The 19,033-nt window shown below is 68.9% G+C and carries 15 protein-coding genes; 5 read left to right on the plus strand and 10 right to left on the minus strand.

The window, feature by feature from the left end:
* Window positions 1-4 precede the first annotated feature (4 nt).
* Window positions 5-952, minus strand: a complete 948-nt coding sequence (locus AC3WRR_RS11205; protein ID WP_011617915.1) for a hydroxymethylglutaryl-CoA lyase — start codon at window positions 950-952, stop codon at window positions 5-7.
* A 217-nt stretch (window positions 953-1,169) separates the two neighbouring features.
* Between AC3WRR_RS11205 and AC3WRR_RS11210 the strand changes: the two genes are divergently transcribed.
* On the plus strand, window positions 1,170-2,132 hold the full coding sequence (locus tag AC3WRR_RS11210; protein ID WP_010810771.1) for a LysR family transcriptional regulator: 963 nt from the start codon (window positions 1,170-1,172) through the stop codon (window positions 2,130-2,132).
* A gap of 183 nt (window positions 2,133-2,315) precedes the next feature.
* Window positions 2,316-3,008, plus strand: coding sequence for an SDR family NAD(P)-dependent oxidoreductase (locus AC3WRR_RS11215; protein ID WP_011617917.1), 693 nt, complete (start codon window positions 2,316-2,318; stop codon window positions 3,006-3,008).
* Here the strand turns inward: AC3WRR_RS11215 and AC3WRR_RS11220 are convergent.
* Window positions 2,995-3,951, minus strand: a complete 957-nt coding sequence (locus AC3WRR_RS11220; protein ID WP_058698780.1) for a LysR family transcriptional regulator — start codon at window positions 3,949-3,951, stop codon at window positions 2,995-2,997. The genes AC3WRR_RS11215 and AC3WRR_RS11220 overlap by 14 nt on opposite strands.
* A gap of 119 nt (window positions 3,952-4,070) precedes the next feature.
* On the opposite strand from AC3WRR_RS11220, the gene AC3WRR_RS11225 reads away from it, so the two are divergent.
* Window positions 4,071-4,748: a type 1 glutamine amidotransferase domain-containing protein gene (locus tag AC3WRR_RS11225; protein WP_010810774.1), complete on the plus strand. Its 678-nt coding sequence runs from the start codon at window positions 4,071-4,073 to the stop codon at window positions 4,746-4,748.
* Between the two features lie 108 nt (window positions 4,749-4,856).
* Here the strand turns inward: AC3WRR_RS11225 and AC3WRR_RS11230 are convergent, their stop codons facing one another.
* The 6 genes from AC3WRR_RS11230 to AC3WRR_RS11255 form a co-directional block, all read right to left on the minus strand.
* Complete coding sequence (locus AC3WRR_RS11230; protein WP_492296971.1) at window positions 4,857-7,289, minus strand: penicillin acylase family protein; 2,433 nt, start codon at window positions 7,287-7,289, stop codon at window positions 4,857-4,859.
* Window positions 7,290-7,414: 125 nt separating this feature from the next.
* The gene (locus tag AC3WRR_RS11235) at window positions 7,415-8,998 is read right to left on the minus strand and encodes a sulfite reductase subunit alpha (RefSeq protein WP_492296981.1); all 1,584 of its coding nucleotides are present in this window, start codon (window positions 8,996-8,998) and stop codon (window positions 7,415-7,417) included.
* An 11-nt stretch (window positions 8,999-9,009) separates the two neighbouring features.
* Window positions 9,010-10,017 (minus strand): FAD:protein FMN transferase, encoded by a 1,008-nt coding sequence (locus AC3WRR_RS11240; protein ID WP_174549445.1) that lies wholly within the window; start codon window positions 10,015-10,017, stop codon window positions 9,010-9,012.
* A gap of 14 nt (window positions 10,018-10,031) precedes the next feature.
* On the minus strand, window positions 10,032-10,871 hold the full coding sequence (locus tag AC3WRR_RS11245) for a DUF4198 domain-containing protein (RefSeq protein WP_037024746.1): 840 nt from the start codon (window positions 10,869-10,871) through the stop codon (window positions 10,032-10,034).
* 18 nt (window positions 10,872-10,889) lie between these two features.
* Window positions 10,890-11,414, minus strand: coding sequence for a DUF2271 domain-containing protein (locus AC3WRR_RS11250; protein WP_492296974.1), 525 nt, complete (start codon window positions 11,412-11,414; stop codon window positions 10,890-10,892).
* 55 nt (window positions 11,415-11,469) lie between these two features.
* Window positions 11,470-12,126: a PepSY-associated TM helix domain-containing protein gene (locus AC3WRR_RS11255; protein WP_492296976.1), complete on the minus strand. Its 657-nt coding sequence runs from the start codon at window positions 12,124-12,126 to the stop codon at window positions 11,470-11,472.
* A 458-nt stretch (window positions 12,127-12,584) separates the two neighbouring features.
* On the opposite strand from AC3WRR_RS11255, the gene AC3WRR_RS11260 reads away from it, so the two are divergent.
* Complete coding sequence (locus AC3WRR_RS11260; RefSeq protein WP_011617923.1) at window positions 12,585-14,141, plus strand: methyl-accepting chemotaxis protein; 1,557 nt, start codon at window positions 12,585-12,587, stop codon at window positions 14,139-14,141.
* Between the two features lie 122 nt (window positions 14,142-14,263).
* Entirely contained in the window at window positions 14,264-14,515 is a 252-nt protein-coding gene (locus AC3WRR_RS11265; RefSeq protein WP_011617924.1) for a GlsB/YeaQ/YmgE family stress response membrane protein, read from the plus strand.
* On the opposite strand, the gene AC3WRR_RS11270 is transcribed toward AC3WRR_RS11265, so the two are convergent.
* Entirely contained in the window at window positions 14,488-17,754 is a 3,267-nt protein-coding gene (locus AC3WRR_RS11270; RefSeq protein WP_492296978.1) for a transglycosylase domain-containing protein, read from the minus strand. The two genes, AC3WRR_RS11265 and AC3WRR_RS11270, sit on opposite strands and share 28 nt — an antisense overlap.
* Window positions 17,755-17,977: 223 nt before the next feature.
* On the minus strand, window positions 17,978-19,012 hold the full coding sequence (locus AC3WRR_RS11275) for an aldo/keto reductase (protein WP_439669481.1): 1,035 nt from the start codon (window positions 19,010-19,012) through the stop codon (window positions 17,978-17,980).
* Between the last annotated feature and the right edge of the window lie 21 nt (window positions 19,013-19,033).

The following is a 19,033-nucleotide window of genomic DNA, read 5'->3' on the forward strand; positions in this document are numbered from 1 at the left end:
CGTCTCAGGCAGCGGCGCCAGCAGGCTGGGCCGGGAAGGTCTTGGGCAGGCCGGCGCGCCACAGCGTGCCGTGCAGGGTTTCGTCCTTGAGCCAGCCAGCCACGTCTTCACGCAGCGCCAGCAAGCGGCCGATATCGATGCCGGTGTCGATGCCCATGCTGCCGAGCATGTAGGCCAGGTCTTCGGTCGTGACATTGCCGCTGGCGCCGGGCGCGTGCGGGCAGCCGCCGATGCCGGCCAGGCAGGCGTCAAAGCGGGTCACGCCGGTTTCCAGCGCCGCGTGGACGTTGGCCAGGCCAAGCCCGCGGGTATCGTGGAAATGGCCGCACCAGAACCGATCGCCGGCGATATCGACGGCGCGCGCAAACAGCTCGCGCACCATGTGCGGGTCGGCATAGCCGACGGTATCCGCCAGGCTGACGCGGTCGGCGCCGGCATCGAGCAGCGCCTGCATCAGGCGCAGCACTTCATCGGGATCGACATGGCCCTGCAGCGTGCAGCCGAACGCGGTGCCGACACCGCCTTCGATCAGCGTCTTCGCGCCGCTGGCATCGCGCGCGGCGCGGATGCGCGCCACTTCAGCCACCACTTCATCCGGCGTCTTGCGCAGGTTGGCCAGGCTGTGCGCATGGCTGGCCGACAGCGGCACGAGCATCAGGTCCGCGCCGCTGGCCAGCGCATCCTGCGCGCCGCGCAGGTTCGGCACCAGCACCGAGACGAACAAACCCGGCAGCGTGCGCGCGAACGCGACCAGCTGCGCGGTATCGGCCAGTTGCGGCAGCAGGTGCGCGGGCACGAACGAGCCCACCTCCAGCTCGCGCAGACCGGCCGCGTACGCGCCGCGGATCCACGCTTCCTTGCTGGCCGTGGGCAGGATGGTGCGGATGCTCTGCAGGCCATCGCGCAATCCGACTTCGCGGATAACGGCGTGGCGGGGAAAGGGAACAGACATGATTCAGGGGCTTCCGGTTTGCGCCCCGCAGTGGGGGCGACGGAAGAACTCTATGAGTTTCTGCCCAAGAGCTGAAGCGGTGATTCGCGCACGATAACATTCCGAACCGGAATGTCTGCCGGGCGCCGCACAACTACATCCAGAAATTCCCGGATGAATGACTACCGGCAACCAAAGGGGCTTAACATTCCATTCCGGAAACACGCAGCCCCTTACCATGCGAGACCTCGACCTCACCACCCTGCGCCTGTTCGTCGCCGTCTGCGAAACCCGCAACATGGCGCGTGCGGGCGAGCAGGAGCACATCGTGGCATCGGCCATCAGCAAGCGGCTGGCGCAACTGGAAGGGACGGTTGGCGCAACCCTGCTGGAGCGGCGCCGCCGCGGCGTGATCCCGACGCCCGCGGGCGAAATGGTGCTGGCGCATGCGCGCGCCATGCTGGCGGCGGCGGACCGCGTCGCGCGCGACATGGCCGACTACGGCGCAGGCATACGCGGGCAGGTGCGGCTGCTGGCGACGGTGTCCTCAATGGCGGAATCGCTGCCGGACGATATTGCCGCCTTCCTGCAGCAGCCGGCCAACCGCGATGTGCGCGTGACCATCGAGGAAAGCCTGAGCAGTGACGTGGTGCGAGCGCTGCGCGAGGGCTCGGCGCCGCTGGGCATCTGCTGGGACGCGGCCGACCTGGAAGGCTTCCAGACCCGGCCCTACCGCACCGACCAGCTCGCGGCAGTGGTCCACGCCTCGCATCCGCTGGCGCAGGCCGAGGACTGCCGCTTCGAGGACACGCTGGACTACGACCATATCGGCATGCCCGCCCAGACCGCGGTGCAGACCATGCTGACGCGCTATGCGGCCATCCTCGGGCGCGGCATTGGCTACCGCGCGGTGGTCTCGACCTTCGACGCTGCGCTGCGCTGTGTGCGTGCCGACCTGGGCATCACCATCATCCCGGCCGAGATCGCCGCGCCGATCGCGCCTACCTTCGGCCTGCGCGTGATCCCGCTGCGCAACGACTGGGCGCGGCGGCGCTTTGCGATCTGCTTCCGCGACCTGGAACTGCTGTCGCCGGCGGCGCGGCTGCTGGTGGCCTTCCTTGAACAGACCGCGGCGGCGGAAGCGGCGGCCGCCCCCGCGGACACCACGCCAGCGCGCAAGCCACGGCGCAATCGGCAATGACGCGGCGTGGCGCGCAACTTCCTGTGCCGTTCAAGGGTTAGCCCGAGGCAATTTCGCAAGCAAATGTTGGGGAGCGGTGCGTAGACTGGCTTGCGTTTTTCGCCCCGGCCCACGATGGTAAAAGCCGGCCCCCGGGCGATGCTGACCCGACCATGCGCGCCACGACGGCGCAGGAGCACGCAAATGAACTTCAACGGCAAGAACGTATTGATCACCGGCGCACGCGGCAACCTGGGCCGCGCCGTGGCACAGGCCTTCGCGCAGGCAGGCGCGCGCGTGGTGCTGCTGGACCGGCATGCAGCGCCGCTGCCCGAAGCGGGCACCGGCCACCTCACGCTGCAGGCGGACCTGCTGGATGCCGCCAAGCTGAGCGAGGCCGTCGCGCAAGCGGTTCAGTCATGCGGCCGCATCGACGTGGTGTGCAACCTGGCCGGCGGCTTCGCCATGGGCCCAAGCGTGCATGAAACCAGCGCCGAGGCCTGGAACCACGTGTTCGACATGAACGTGGGCACGGTGCTGAACATGGCGCGCGCGGTGGTGCCGCACATGCTGGCCGCCGGCGGCGGCGCCATCGTCAACGTGGGTGCCAACTCGGCGGCGCGCGGGCTGGCGCAGATGAGCGCTTATTGCGCCTCGAAGGACGCGCTGGCGCGTGTGACCGAATCGATGTCGGCAGAGCTGCGCGACCAGGGCATCCGCGTCAACGCGGTGCTGCCCAGCGTGCTGGATACGCCCGAGAACCGCCAGGCCATGCCGGATGCCGATGCCGCGCGCTGGGTCAGCCTGGATGCGCTGGCCGACGTGATCCTGTTCCTGGCCTCGGATGCGGCGCGCGCGGTGCAGGGCGCGCTGCTGCCGGTGGTCAACCGCGCCTGACGCGGGGCTTGCGCGCGGCCGGCTCGGCCGCGCTGATGGCGCTGGCCGCCTCCTGGATCTGCTGGCGCAGCCAGCGCCGCAGCCGGTCGGCATCGGTGCGCGCGTGCCAGATCTGCATCATGTCGACGTGGGGCAGCGCGAACGGCACCGGCAGCAGCACCAGATCAGGGTCGCGCGCCACGGCCTCTTCCGCGACCGAGCGCAGGCAGGTCAGCAGCAGTTCCGTGCCGCGCACCAGCCGGCTCGGCGCAAGGAAGCTCGACAATCCCGCCACCACCCTGCGCTTGTGCCCCTGCCGGGCAAGCGCACGGTCAACCACGCCGTTGAGGTCGCCGGTCAGCGTGGTCAGCAGGTGTTCGCACGCCAGGAAGGCGTCGAGATCCAGGCCATCGGCGATGCGCGGATTGGCGCGCGAGGCCAGCACCACGAAGTCCTCGCTGCACAGCCGCTGCTGGTGGAAGGTATCGGGCAGGTTCTCATAGAAACCCGCGATCGCCAGGTCGCAGGTGCCCTTCTCCAGTTCCTCGCGCGGCAGCTCGCCGCGCGTGTTGTGCGTGACCAGCACCACGCCCGGCGCCTGGCTGCGCAGCCGCGGCAGCAGGGCGGGCAGCAGCAGCTGCTCCATGTAGTCGGTGGTGTAGATGTGCAGGTGCTCGCTGCGCGCCAGGTAGTCGTGGCCGGCACAGGCATCATAGAACGCGTCGAGATCCCCGATCAGCCGCTGCACCTGTGGCGCCAGCGCGTGCGCACGCGGCGTCGGCGTCAGGCCGCGCGGCGCACGCACGAACAGCGGATCGCCGAGCTCGTCGCGCAGGCGGTTGAGCTTGTGGCTCAGCGCCGGCTGGCTCAGCGCCATGCGCGCGGCCGCGCGCGAGGCATTGCCCTCCTGATACAGCACGTGGAACACGTACAGCAGGTTCAGGTCCTTGCTGCCGATATTCATTTTTTGGATAGCAGAGATCGAATAATAGAAGTTTTCGAATCATAGTCCGCTGCCTAGGATGTTGCCAGTGCCGAGGCATTTCTCGCCCGGCTGCCTGTGAACCGACATGGAGCGGAACAATGAAAATCCTGATGGTGCTGACATCGCACGACCAGCTGGGCAATACCGGCAAGAAGACCGGCTTCTGGCTGGAGGAATTCGCAGCGCCCTACTACGTCTTCAAGGACGCCGGCGCCGACATCACGCTGGCCTCGCCCAAGGGCGGCCAACCGCCGATCGACCCGAAAAGCGACGATCCGGGCGCCCAGACCGACGCCACCCGGCGCTTCCAGGGTGACCCGGCCGCCAGGGCCGCACTGGCCAGCACGCTGACGCTGGACCAGGTGAAGGCGGAAGACTTCGACGCCATCTTCTACCCGGGCGGCCACGGCCCGCTGTGGGACCTGGCCGAAGACAAGCGCTCCGCCGCGCTGATCGAGCAGTTCGACCGCGCCGGCAAGCCGGTGGGAGCGGTATGCCACGCACCGGCGGTGTTCCGCCATACCAGGGGCGCGGACGGGGAACCCTTGGTCAAGGGCAAGGAAGTGACCGGCTTCACCAACAGCGAGGAAGAAGCCGTGCAGCTGACCAAGGTGGTCCCGTTCCTGGTGGAGGATATGCTCAAGGCCAATGGCGGGCGCTTCACGCGTGGCGAGGATTGGGCCAGCCATGTCGTGATCGCGGGGCGGCTGGTGACGGGGCAAAATCCGGCATCGTCTGATGCTGCGGCGCAGGCGCTGTTGAAGATGTTGAAGTAAGGGAAGGCGGCAAACGCGCCGCCGCCGGTTTGCACCCCTCGCCCGCTTGCGGGAGAGGGGTGCGTACGCCGAGCTTGATGGCTACTTCAAACGCATGGGTTGTCCCACTTACTGCGGCACCAACTCCAACCGCTCCCGGCTGGCCTTCTCCACCGCCTTGCGCGTATACACCAGCGGGAAATACTCCCCCTTGGCCCACAACGGCGCCAGGTCGCGGTAATGCGGGCTGGCGGGATTGCCCGATTGCCCCGGCGTGTTGATCACGCGCGAGGCATCCCAGTTGCCCACATCCAGCACCATGCGGAACGACGCGCCCGCGGTCAGCCGGAAGTCGGTATTGCGGTAGCTGGTGTTCATCGGCGTGAAGGCCGAGCCGCCGATCGGACCGGCGTTGACATTGAACTGCTGGCGTTCCGCGTCGCTCAGGATCGGGTCCATCGGATGCGTGAACACGGCAGTGTGAAGCTTGCCCCATTGCCATGCGCGCGGGTCGGGGCCGAGCTTGCCTTCCGCTTCCGCCATGGCGGCCTTCAGCGATTCGAGCATCACCGCATTGCGGCGCTCCACCGGCATCCACGGACCGGGCTGCTCCAGCACCGCCACCACGCGCGCGGCATCGCCGGCACCGACCAGGCGTGCGGCTTCGGGCGTCAGCGCGGCGCGCACCACGGCCTGGCGCAGGTGTTTGCTGAACCAGACTTCGAACAATGCCGCTGCGGCGCTGTCGGCACGCTCGTTGCCGTCCCAGCCGCGCAGCAGGTCCAGGCCGCGGGCCAGTTGCGGGTCGTCGCTGCGCACGTCCCTCAGCAGCGCCACCACGCGCTGGGCCGGCAGCGAAACGGTGTCGTTCTGCCACGCCATCGAGTCCTGCGCCGAGCTGCGCGCATTGGCGCCCACCACGGCCTTGAGCCGGCGCGCGCGCGAGCTGTCGCTCCATTCATAGCCCACGCCAAGTTTCGCGGCCGGGTGCTCGGGCGGGATGTTGTTCTCGTTGGCGGTGACGATGTAGCCTGGCGCGGGGTTGTAGGCCCACGGCAGCTCGTCCATGTTGCGGTAGCCGGCCCACTCGTAGCGGCCATCGCCCGCCACCGGCGTGAGGCCGTCCCAGTTGGGCCGCTTGACGGTCAGCCCGCCCGGGATCCAGCCGATATTGCCGCTGCTATCGGCATAGACCTGGTTCTCGCCGGGCGCGCCCCAGCGGTTCATGGCGGCGCGGAACTGGTCCCAGTTGCGCGCGCGCATATAGTCCATCGAACCGAAGTACGGCGCCATGCCGTAGTCGAGCCACGCGGCGCGCAGCGCCCACGCCTGCGCGCGGCCGGCATCGGCAACCAGCACCGGGCCGTGGCGCGTGAAGTCGATGGTGACCTTGCGCGGCGCGGACTCGCCCTTGACCACGATCTCTTCGGTGATGCTCTCCATCGGTTCCCAGCGGCCCTTGTACTTGTACTCATGCGGGTTGGCCGGATTGAGCTCGTAGCCGTACAGGTCTTCCTGGTCCATGTAGAAGCGCGTCAGGCCAAAGGCAATGGTGCCGTTGTGCCCGATCGAGATGCCGGGCAGGAACGGCTCGCCCGCGCCGATCACCGACATCCCCGGCGCGTTCAGGTGGCTGATATAGCGCAGGCTGGGCGCGCCGTGCGAGCGGTGCGGGTCGTTGGCCAGGATCGGGCGGCCGGTGGTGGTGCGCTTGCCGCCGATGACCCAGTTGTTCGATCCGAGGCTGCGGCCGGCGTCGCTGTTGGGGTCCACCAGTGCGTAGAGCTGGTCGAGCGGGATGCTGGCGGCCTGCGCATTGCCCCACGCCTCTTTCGGGAAGCGCGCTGCGGCGGTGGCCAGTTCGTAGGCGCGGCGCAGCTCGGCGGCGGGAACCGTGCAGGGGTCGATGCCGGGGCTGAGCCTGGGCTCGATCTGCGGGTCGAGTTCGCGGCGCAGCCAGTCGGCACGCGGGGCGTCCTGTTTGGCCTGGCAATAGAGCTGGGCGCGTTCGACTTCGCCGGTGAAGTTGAGCGTCAGGCCGTGGTGACGGATGCGCACGATATCGTCGGCGCGCCAGCGCGCAGGCTTGTAGTTGAGCTTGCGAAATTCCGGCGGCAGCAGCTCGGGCTTCTGCTCGGTCAGCGCCACATAGGCGTTCACCCCGGCCACGAAGGCCTCGGCCACGCGCTTGGCGTCGGAGCCATAGGCCAGCCATTCGCGGTACATGTCGCCGCGGAACAGCACCGCGCGCGCCATGCGGTCGCCATCGGCATAGGCCGGGCCGAAGTCCCTGGCCATTTCGCCGAGTCCGCGCTTGCGCCACAGGTCGATCTGCCACAGGCGGTCGCGCGCGGCCATGAAGCCCTGCACGAAAAAGGCGTCGTAGAGCGTGCCGGCATAGATATGCGGCACGCCCCAGCGGTCGACCAGCACGCTGGCGGGCTTTTCCAGGCCGGGCACGGCCAGCACGTTGTTGCGGACGGGGGCTTCGGCCATGGCGGCCGGGATGGTGGTGGCGAGCAGGGCCAGCGCAGCGGCCAGGCGGCGGGGGGTGCGTAACATCAGGTCTCCTCGGTGTTGTGATTGGCTGCAGATGTCTTGCAGTTCACACCGAAGATAGTGCATCGCCGGCCAGCGCGCGAGCCGCGCGGCCGATCTCCGCACGGCGTGTGCCGCTGCGGGTTCGCTCAGTAGACGTCGCGCCGGTAGCGGCCGTCGTCGGCAAGCCGGCGCAGCGCGTCTGCGCCGAGGATCCCGGCCAGTGCGTCATGGACGCCGCCGGCCATGCCCTGCAGGCTGCCGCAGACATAGATGGCGGCGCCGTCCGCCACCCATTGGCGCACCGTATCGCCCTGCGCGCGCAAGGCGTCCTGCACGTAGCGCGGCGCGCCGCCGTCACGCGACCAGGCATGGTCCACGCGCTGCAGCGTGCCATCGGCCTGCCATGCGGCCAGGTCCCCGGCAAAGAACGCATCATGCTGCGCCGAGCGCTCGCCGAACAGCAGCCAGTTGCGGCGCCGCCCGGCCGCGGCGCGGGCCTTGAGCTGGGCGCGCAGCCCGGCCAGCCCGGTGCCGTTGCCGACCAGGATCAGGGGCCGGTCATCGGCCGGCGGGTGGAAGCTGCGGTTGGTGCGGATGCGCAGCGCGATGCGGGTGCCCACGGCCGCGTGTTCGGTCAGCCAGCCGGAGGCCAGGCCCAGGCGGCCGTCGTCGTAGCGGGTCTGCCGCACCAGCAGTTCGAGTTGCCCGTCCCGCGGCAGCGAGGCGATCGAATATTCGCGGTGCGGCAGCGGCGGCAGCGTGTCCACCAGTTGCTGCGGCGGCAGGCCCTGCATCGCCGCGAAGTGCGCCTCAGGCAGCGGCATGCGTGTGCCCAGCGCATCGGCGAGCGTGGCGTCGCGGCCGTCGCAGCGCACCGGTGTGGCGCCGTCGAGGCCAAGCCGCGCCAGCAGCCGTTCAACCTCGGCCGGTGCGTGGCACGGGCCGATCTCGGCGATGTCGCCGGCTTGCCAGTCCATTGCCGCATCGCCCTGCGGCGCCAGCGACAGGTGGAATGCCGGCGCACCCTGGCTGCCGGGGTTCAGATGGTGGCGTTGCGCGAGCCGCCAGCTGTCATAGCGCGGGCGTTCCCAGTCGGCAATCTCCGCGCCGCCGCTCAGGGCCGACAGGTGGTTCTGCCAGTAGCGCAGCGCGCCGGCATCGCCGTTGTCGACTTCGACCAGGTCAAACAGCGGCTGCGCATGGTGGCGCTGCAGCCAGCCGTCGAGCGCGTGGCCGAAGGCGCAGAAGCGCGCGTAGCTGCTGTCGCCGAGCGCGAGGATGCCGTAGCGCAAGGACTGCAGGCCATCCGCGCCGGCCAGCAAGCGGCGCGCAAAACCGTACGCGCTGTCGGGGGCGTCGCCCTCGCCGGTGGTGCTGACCAGAAACAGCGCCTGGCGGCATGCCTGCAGGCGCCGCGCATCGACATCGGCCAGCGACAGCAGTTGCACCGGCACCCCCGCACCGTGCAGCGCGTTGGCGGTCTGCAACGCCAGTTGTTCGGCAAACCCGGTCTGCGAGGCGTAGGCAACCAGCGTCGCGCCCTCTTCCGTGCCAGCCGGTGCCACCACGCGCACGCGCCGCTGGCGATGGTGGGCAAGCACCGCGCTGCAGAAGCCCGCGTAGGCGGCCACCACGCCGGCCGCCATGGCCATGCGCGACGGCCCCAGCACGGACAGCGCGACACCGCCGGCAACGGCAAGCCAGCTTGCGCCGGCGATGGCGGCCGGCATGGCCTTCGCGCTCATGCCAGCATCGCGGCAAAGGCCGGGGAAAGCTGTTCGTCGAAGCCGCCCGGCGTGCGCACCAGGAAGCGCGCGGCAATGCCGTGGCGGCGCGCGTGCGCCATGCCTGCCTGCGGGCCCAGCACGGTCAGCGCGGTGGACAGCGCATCGGCCAGCATGCACTGCGCGTGGATGACCGTGACCGAGGCCAGCGCGTGGCTGGCCGGATAGCCGGTGCGCGGATCGATGGTATGGGCGTAGCGGCGACCGTCACTGTCGAAATAGCGGCGATAGTCGCCGGAAGTGGCGACGGACAGGCCGTGCAGTGCCACCAGCGTCTGCCCCGCGGCATCGCTGCCCAGCCCCGGCGGGGCCTCCAGCGCGACCCACCACGGCATGCCGTCGGGCTTGACGCCATGGCCGCGCAGTTCGCCGCCGATCTCCGTCAAGTGGTGGTCAAGGCCCTGCTCACACAGGTAGCCTGCCACCGCGTCGACGGCAAAGCCCTTGGCGATGGCGCAGAAGTCCAGCGACACGCCGCCCGGCTGCCAGGCGCGCCGGCCCGTGGCATCGACTTCGATGCGGGCCCAGCCGCAGCGGCCGCGCGTGGCCTGCACCGCGTCTGGCGACGGCGGCGCGGTGCGCGCCGGTGCTGGGCCGAAGCCCCACAGGTCGACCAGCGGACCGGCGCTCGGGTCATAGGCGCCACCGCTGTCGCGCGCCACCAGCAGCGCGCATTGCAGCACCATGAAGCAGTCTTCAGGCAGCGCGTGCCAGCTGCCGGGTGCCGCGCCGTTGAAACGGCTCAGATCGGAATCCGCTTCCCAGTTGCTCATCTGCGCGATCACGCCATCTAGAACGGCCTGGATGCCGGCGGCGATGGCGTCCGCATCCGTGGCCGGCGGCAGCAGTGCCGCCACCGACCAGGTCGTGCCCATGGTCGCGCCGCCCCAGCGCTGCAGCCGCATATCGGCTGCGGGCGGCTGTGGGGGCGCGGTCAGCGCAACAGGTACCAGGACGCGGTTCAAACCCGGCAACCGGCTTATTGCGGCAGCACCTCGACCGTCACCGCATAGACGGCACGGCGCGATTTGGCCTGCTTGAAGGTGGTCTTGTCATCCTTCACCTCGGCTTCCATCCAGTACATGCCTGGGGCCGGCCACTTGACGCTGAACTTGCCGTCGGCGTCGGTGGTGGCGCTGAACTCCTGCAGCTGGTCGCGGTAGCGGATGCCGCCCGGCACCACCGAGACCTTCAGGTTGCTGGCGGGCTTGCCGTCGAGCAGCATGCGGAAGCTGGCGGTGTCGCCCGCGACCAGGTCGTTCGGGTGCGTGATCGGGGCCAGTTCCAGGCCGCGGCCGGCGGTGCGCAGGCCCTTGTCGCTGGGCTTGCCGGCGGTGATGAAGGATTCGATGCGGCCTTCGGCCTGGGTGACCTGCAGGTCCTGCGCATTGGCCGGGACTTCCTTGGCGAAGTTCTCGGCCGAACCCCGCCAGCGCTTGGCCTGGCCGTCGACCTTGTAGCTGGCGAACAGGCCGTTGTTGACCACCGCCACGCGGTACGTGCCGGGCTGGGTCAGGTGCAGGTCGAAGGTGCTGCGGTACTTGCCGGTGGCAGCGTTCTCGGCCTTGACGGCGCTGCCATCGGGCGCGGTCACCTGCAGGTTGTCGAGCCGCATCGGCACGTGCTCGAAATAGAACAGGTCGTTGGAGACAGCGGCGTCCACGGTCACCCACGGATCGCTGCCTGACAGCACGGTAGCCGACGGCAGCAGCCACTGGCGGTGAGCGTGCGCGGCCAGCGGCGCCAGGGCGGCCAGGGCGAGCACGGCCACGCGGGTGGCGATGCGGGTAGATGCGGCGGACATAAGGGAAGGTTTCATCGTCTGGCTCCGGAAGGATTACGGCTTCAGTTCGACGGTCACGCCGCCGAGTTCGTGTTCGCCCTTGGCGCGGGCGGTCTGTGCGGCTTGCGGCGGCCACGTGAACGGCACGCGCAGCAGCTCGCGCCCGCCCACTTCACGCGCGGCTTCCACCACCAGCTGGTAGTTGCCGGCGGGCAGCTTGCCCAGCGGCGCCTTGTCGTCGCTGAAGCTCACGCCGTGCTCGCCCGGCGCGCGCGTGGCGCCGGAGATGCCGTCGGCCGGCATGTGCAGGTCGCGGCCGGCCTTGCGCCACCACTGGCGCATGTCCTTGAGCCACTTGGTGCCTTCGCCGTCCCTGAGCTTGCCGTCGTACCAGACCGCCAGGGTCTGCACCGGGCTCTGGTCGGCGCGCTCGACCCACATCGCCACATAGGGGCGGTGGTACTCGGCCACGGTCAGGCGCGGGATTTCGACCTTGATGTTCAGGTCCGCGGCCAGCGCGGGGCCGGCCAGGGGAACCGCGGCCATGCCGGTCAGGGTGACGGTGAGCAGTCGGCGCATATCGGAGAAACCTCGTCAGTGGGATGCAGGAAGGAAAACGGTTGGAACGGTTGACTCAATGGATAAACAGGAGCGCCAGCAGCACCGGGACCACCAGCCCCAGCCCCACCAGCGGCCAGGTCCCCACGCGCCCGGCCGCATGCAGCTTGAGCAGGAACAGGCCGGTCACGCTGAAGACCAGGCATGCCAGCGCGAACACATCCAGGAACAGGCTCCACGCGGCGCCGGTGTTGCGGCCCTTGTGCAGGTCGTTCAGGTAGGAGATGGCGCCGCGCGTGGTTTTCTCGTACTGGGCTTCGCCGCTGTCGAGTTCCAGGCTGACCCAGGCGTCGCCGCCCGGACGCGGCAGCGCCACGTAGATCTCGTCGGCGGACCATTCGGCCTCGCGCCCGCTGGCGTCGATGTCCAGCGCCTGCGCCAGCCAGTCGGCCAGCACCGGCGGCACCGGCGCCTTCTTTTCACGCCCCTGGGCATCGCCCGCCGGCGCTTCGGCCCGCACCTTGTCGAGCACGCGCGTGGGCATGGTGGCGTGGCGCGTCTCGACCGCGGGCCTGGCCTCGATCTGTGCGGCGTGGTTGAGCGTGAAGCCGGTAACGGCAAACATCAGCATCCCGATCAGGCAGATCGCGGAACTGATCCAGTGCCACTGGTGGAGATGCTTGAGCCAGAAGGAACGGCGCTGTTGGCCGGAGGCCGGCTGGGTTTCGGTCATTGCGGTTGGTCGGCGGGCGCGGCCCAAGTGGCGGCCCGGTCTTGCCTGTGTACGGATAGCTGGAGCGTCCCTTGCGCGCATCACACGGGCTCAGGCGTGCCATTGTCTGCACAATGGTTGGCGCAAGAGAGAAGGATAATCGTTCGCATTTGAAATCGCAAACGGTCCGGGACGGCGCTGGATTACAGCGCATTACAACGTGAAGCAGCGGGACGGATCACTTGTCCGCGGCGCTCTGGTTCGCTGGAAGAGATGTGCAACGCACAAGCAAGACGGCACATGTAAGCCAATCAACCATATCACCCGAAGGGGTGAAATTACCCAGTCAAGTTAGTTGCCTCCTGCGCCGTTAAGGCGATGACTCACACGCATGCGACAGGCGCCACCGATGCATGACGCCGCCGGCGTGTCGCCGACAAGAAAACGCGCAGAGCGCGGAATATGGAGGAGTGGAAGCAATGCTGCACAACCTGAGCCTGAAGAAGAAGCTGTTATTGCCGCTGGTGCTGAGCTGGATCTGCCTGCTCGGCATCACGCTGTGGAACGCGTGGCAGATCCGCTCGCTACGCATGGAAGAGCGGCGCCTGGACCTGGCCCACGTCACCGACACCGCATTCTCGGTGGTGGCCGAGTACGAGGCGCTGGCCAAGGCCGGCAAGCTGACGCAGGACGAGGCCAGGAATCAGGCCATCGAGCGCGTGCGCGCGATGCGCTTCGGCAGCGATGGCTATTTCACGCTGATGCGCTCGGACACCGTGGTATTGATGCACCCGTTCAAGCCGGAAATGAACGGCAAGGCCATGGAAGGCACCAAGGACCCCAACGGCGTCTACCTCTTCCGCGAAATCGCCGGGATCGGCAAAGGGCCTGGCAAGGGCTTCGTCGAGTACCTGTGGCCCAAGCCCGGCGCGGATGCGCCGCAGCCCAAGCTGAGCTACGTGGCCAACTTCCGCCCGTGGGACTGGAACTTCATCGCGGGCCTGTACCTGGACGACATCGAGGCGGCGTTCCGCGCCGAACTGATGAAGGCGTTCGGCATCCTGCTGGGGGTTGGCTTGCTGATGTCGCTGGTGATGGTGCGCGTGGCGGCCAGCCTGCAGCGCCAGCTGGGCGGCGAACCTGCCACCACGGCGCACATCGCCGGGCGCATTGCCGAAGGCGACCTCGGCAGCCAGGTAGAGGTGCGCCCCGGCGACGAGCACAGCGTCCTCTATGCGATGCATCGCATGCAGGCGCGCCTGACCGGCGCAATCGGCAGCATCCGCGGCTCGGCCGATTCGATCGCGGGCGCGGCCAAGCAGATCGCCGCGGGCAACGCCGACCTGTCGCGCCGCAGCGAAGAACAGGCCGCGTCGCTGCAGGAAACCGCCGCCAGCATGGAGCAGCTCACCAGCACCGTGCGCCAGAGCGCCGAGAACGCGCGCCAGGCCAGCCACCTGGCCGAAGGCGCATCGGACATCGCGGTGCGCGGCGGCACCATCGTCAGCCAGGTGGTGGACACCATGGGCGAGATCAAGAATGCCTCGGGCAAGGTGGTCGACATCATCGGCGTGATCGAGGGCATTGCCTTCCAGACCAACATCCTCGCGCTCAATGCGGCCGTGGAAGCGGCACGTGCCGGCGACCAGGGCCGCGGCTTCGCGGTGGTGGCCGGCGAGGTGCGCACGCTGGCGCAGCGCAGCGCCACCGCTGCAAAGGAGATCAAGGCGCTGATCGGCAACTCGGCGCAGCGCGTGGACGACGGCGCGGTGCTGGTTGAAAGCGCGGGCAAGGCGATGGACGAGATCGTCGGCGCGGTCAAGCGCGTGACCGACCTGATGGCCGAGATGCGCGCGGCTACCGAGGAGCAGACCGGCGGCATCGAGCAGGTCAACCAGGCGGTGTCGCAGATGGACCAGATGGCGCAGCAGAACGCCGCGCTGGTGGAAGAAGCCGCGGCCGCCGCCGCCTCGCTGGAAGACCAGGCCGATGCGCTGCATCACGCGGTCGGCCAGTTCCGGCTGGCGCAGGCCTGACGGCAGCGCCTGCGCTTGTCACTTGAGCGTCATACGCACCAGACTGCTGCGTGTATCATGAAGCGCAACCGGCCGCCCCTTGCGGCCGGCATGGACTCAGACCACTACCGGGAGAGCGCATCATGATGGCATTCATTGGCACCGTGTTCGTTGGCCTTATCGTCGGCCTGATCGCCAGGGCGGTCAAACCCGGCGACGACAAGATGGGCTGGATCATGACCATCGTCCTGGGCGTGCTGGGCTCGCTGGCTGCAGGCTACGTCGGCCGCGCCATGGGCTGGTACCTGCCGGGCCAGCCGGCCGGCTGGATTGCGTCGGTGATTGGCGCGATCGTGCTGCTGGTGATCTACGGCATGGTCCGGCGCAAGGGCTGACTGGCGCGACGCACGCCGGCGGCGTCCTGCGCGTCGGCCAGGGCGGGTACCTCGGGCGCGGCAGGCGCCTGCGGTACCGCGGCAGTATTGGGCGTGCCGCTGCGCGCCGGCCCCTGGAGGCCCTGGGCCAGCGTGGCGCCAGGCACGGCGTCGGCCGGCGTGGCCATGGCGGGCACGCGCGGCGTACGCAGGCCGGGCGCGGCATCATGGCAACGCAGCAGCGGGCGGTCGCCACCCGGCGCCATCGCCGACACCTGCGGCGCGACCGCCCGCAGAACCCGCACCGCCAGCGCGCTGGTAAAGCTGTAGCGCGCCGCATAGGGTTCTCTCACATTGACCACTACGGTGCCGAAGAAGCGCTCGCCCAGCGTGAACACAAAGGTGGCCGAGCGGTTCACCGAGCGCGACGAAATCAGCCGCCCGCCCGGCCCATAGACCTGGTAGCGCTGGTCGCCGGTGCCGGTCTTGCCCGCCACCGCCAGCGTGGCGCCGTCGCGCCCGGGCACCGTGAAGGCGCCGCGGATCGACCTGGCGGTGCCGCGCTCCACCACATCCAGCATCGAGCGCCGCGCCAGTTCGGCCACTTCGGCCGGCAATACCCGCTTGCCCGGACCCGGCTGCAGCACGTAGCGCGTGGCGTACGGCGTGCCGTCGGCAAACGCCAGGCTGCGCACCGCCGTGTTCTGCGTGACTACGCCGCCCGCCAGCAGGATGCCGGCCAGCTCCGCCAGCGCGGCCGGCCGGTCGCCCGCGGCACCGATGGCGCTGCCGTACGACGGCGTCAGGGAATCGAACGGATAGCCCAGCCGCTGCCAGCGCCGCGCAATCCGCGTGAAGGCGTCTTGCTCCAGCAGCGTGCGGATGCGGTTGTCCTGGCCGGCCTTGCTGCGCGTGCGGAACAGCCATTTGTACACTTCCTGGCGCTCGGCGGTGCTGGCCTTCAGGATCTCTGCCAGCGTCGCGTCGGGGTGCTGGTCGAGGTACTCCACCATCCACAGTTCCAGCGGATGCACCCGTGACAGGTAGCCCCGGTCGTTCAGGTTGAACTTGTCCTTGCCGTACTTGCGGTACAGCGCGCTCAGGTCTTCGCCGGCCAGCTGCTTGTCGCCCAGGCGGGCGCGCATGATGCGGATGTAGCTGTCCTCGTCCAGGTGCGGCCGCGCGCTCAGCAGCGCCACCGACATGCGCACCGCATTCAGGTGCGGCGTAGTCATGCGCACGCGGCCCAGCAGCGTGGCCAGGCGCAGCTCAGAACTCTTGCCGCGGTAGCGCTGGTAGAAGTTCGTCATGTAGGCGCTGCCCTCCTGGTCGGCAAAGCGCTCCAGGTAGGCGCGCCGGCCGGGCGCGTCGCGGTCATCGAAGAGCTCGCCAATGTCCGGGCTGGCGTGGAAGGTCTCGTAGCGCACGATGTCGCGCATCATGCGGATGAAGACCAGGTTGACCGAGTGCTGGAATGCGGTCCGCACCGTCAGGTTGCGCATGCCCGATTCACGCTCGAAATTGCTGAAGCTCTGCAGGCCGCCGCCGGTGTAGAAGGCTTCGCCGGCGCCGCCGGAGTACTTGCGCTCCATGGCGGCATCGAGCATGGCCATCAGCTCGCGCTCCGCGGGCTTGCGCGCCTTAAGCAAGTAATCGACCGCCCAGTGGCTGAGCGCGTCCTGGCGTGCCAGCGGCACCGCGGCCAGCTGTGCGCTGGTCATGCCGGCATAGCGCGCGTGCAGCTCGCTGATGATCTCCAGGTAGGTCACCAGCGTGCGCAGCTTGGCCGTGGAACCCAGGTTCAGGCGCGCGCCGCTGTTGATATCAAAGGGCTGGTCGATATTGTCGGCCTGGATCCGCACCACGCTGGCATTGCCCACGCGCTCATACAGCGTGAAGCTCGTCATCAGTTTCGACGGGTCGTCGTGGTCGCGCAGCAGGTTGTGGCCGTACAGGCCCATGGCGCGCGCATCGGCCTTGTTGTTCACGCGCTGCAGCGTTTCGGTGACGATGCGCTGCGCCTCGCGGTTGACGGTGCTGTCCACGGTCAGGTCGAGCCGGTCCATGTCGTAGCGGCTCTCCACCCCGGTGAGCCGGGTGATATCGGCACGCACCCGGTTGACGGCCTTGCGCGTGACAAAGGGCTCCTGCGGCGGGCTCTGGGGTGGCGCGGCCTTGTCCAGCGGCTGCGCCAGCGCTACGTCGCGCAGCTCGGCGGTGATGACGTTGTTGGCCGCCAGCAGGCGCAGGTAGCTGCCGGTCAGCGCATCCAGGTTGGTGTCGTCGCGGCGCAGGTGGTAGGACGGGCGGCGCTGCGAGATGATCAGCGACAGTGCGCGCTTGAAGGCCTGCGCCTGGCGCGGCTCGGGCGCGTGCTGGTCCAGTTCCTTGAGCAGCCGGTTGACCTCGCCGAAGTCCTCGCCATACCAGACCCAGAGCCCATCGCCGATGCCGTTGATCTCGCCGAAGCCGGCGCGCGCCGACAGCGGCACCGTGTTCAGGTAGTCGACCACGATGCGCTCGCGCGCGCGCTGGGTGTCGGGGCCGTCCAGGTAGGCACGCAGCGACGCCGACGCCATCTGGCGGAATTTCTCCGGGATCGATGCGGTGCGCCCTTCGGGCGAGTGCCGGTATTTCTCGATCTGCGTGGCCAGCGTGCTGCCGCCGGGCGCGTCATGCGACTTGTCGGCAAGCCGGATCACCTGGTCGAGCACCGCGCGCGACAGCCGGCGCCAGTCCAGCGCCGGGTTCATATTGGGGTATTCCGGGTTGAGCAGGCCCTGGTTCTCGACATAGAGCAAGGCGCTCACCAGCAGCGGCGGCACCGTGCCGAAGTCCGGGTACTGGCGCTGCGGATAACGCTCGAACGCCAGCGTCAGCCCGTTGCAGTCGCGCAGCAGCAGGCCCGCCTGGTTCTTCTCGCGGTAGGGCGTGAACAGGCCTTCGTCGATCAGCCGCACCATCTCGGGCGACATGCGCGCCTGTTCGGCGGGAACGTAGCCGCGCTGCTCCAGCCGCTGCGCGAACAGCGGCACCTGGCCGTAGCCCATGCGGGCGTCATAGGGCCCGGAATGCGGGAAACGGATGCTGTCGCTGGCGCCCGGCAGGATCTCGAATGTCAGCCGCTGCCCCAGGCTGCCGATCAGCCGCGCCTGCAAGTGCGAGTTGTGCACTTCGCTTGCGACAAAGCTGTACACAACATAGGCGCCCCCACCAAGGGCGACCGCCAAGCCAGCGAAGATCCAGCCACGACGCGACACGTTTGGGCTTCCCTGTTGGGCCGATGCAGCGCGCAGGGGCTGTCATGCACCGGCTCGAAGCGCAATGTTCTCGCGGCGCGCGCACGCCGCGCGCCGCCTGTCTTGATATTAGTAGGAGTAAAGGCAGCCTGCAGCAAGCGCACGCGCGGGCATTGTGCCGTTGCATACAGGCATCACTCCAGGCAGCGCCTGAGCCACATTGCGCCCCTGTCCGAAACGGTCATCAGGCTGCCTGCGCGCGTGCCACGGGCCGCCCCCCGAACGGATAGCCCGGGTCGTTGTAGCCGTGCGTCGAGGCATGGCCCGGCGACACCAGCGCATCGACCATCGATTCTTCCTCGGGCGTGATGACGGCAGCGGGCGCGCCCAGGTAGTCCTCGAATTGCGCGAGCGTGCGCGGACCGGCAATGACCGACGAGATAATCGGGTTGGCCAGCACCCACGCCGTGGCGAACTGGCCCGGGGTCAGCCCGCGCCCTTCGGCATGGGCCTTGAGCTGCTGTGCAATCAGCAGCGACTCTTCACGGAACTCGGTTTCCATCATGCGGCGGTCTGCGCGGCCGGCGCGCGTACCCTCGCCCGGTGCCTGCCCGGGCGCGTACTTGCCGGTCAGCACGCCGCGCGCCACCGGGCTGTAGGGCACCACGCCCAGCCCGTAGTGCTCGCATGCCGGCAGGATCTCCACCTCCGGCATCCGGTTCAGCAGGTTGTAATAGGGCTGGCATGCCACCGGGCGCGGCACGCCCAGCTCGCCGCACAGCCGTGCGATCTCCGCGATGCGCCAGCCGCGGAAGTTCGACACCGCCCAGTAGCGAATCTTGCCGCTGCGCACCAGGTCGCCCATCGCCCGCACCGCCTCTTCCAGGTTCGCGCCGGGATAATCGCGGTGCAGGTAGAGAATGTCGATGTAGTCCGTCGCCAGCCGGTGCAGGCTGTCCTCCACCGCGCGCAGGATCCAGGTCCGCGAATAGTGCCCGTGATTGGGCGCCGCCTGCATCGCGTTGCCCAGCTTGGTGGCAAGCACCCAGTCGTGGCGGCTGGCGGTCAGCAGGCGCCCGACCATCTGCTCCGACGCGCCCTTGGTATACACGTCGGCGGTGTCGATGAAGTTCACGCCGTGGTCGCGCGCGCTGGCGACGATGCGGGCGGCTTCGGCCTCATCGGTCTGGTCGGCGAACATCATGGTGCCCAGGCAAAGTGCCGAAACGCGCAGGTTGCTGGCGCCGAGGCGGCGGTAGGGCATGGTGGTGGCGGGCATGGTGGCTCCTTAGGTGGGGGT

Source organism: Cupriavidus sp. FW305-3-2-15-C-LB2 (assembly GCF_058787575.1).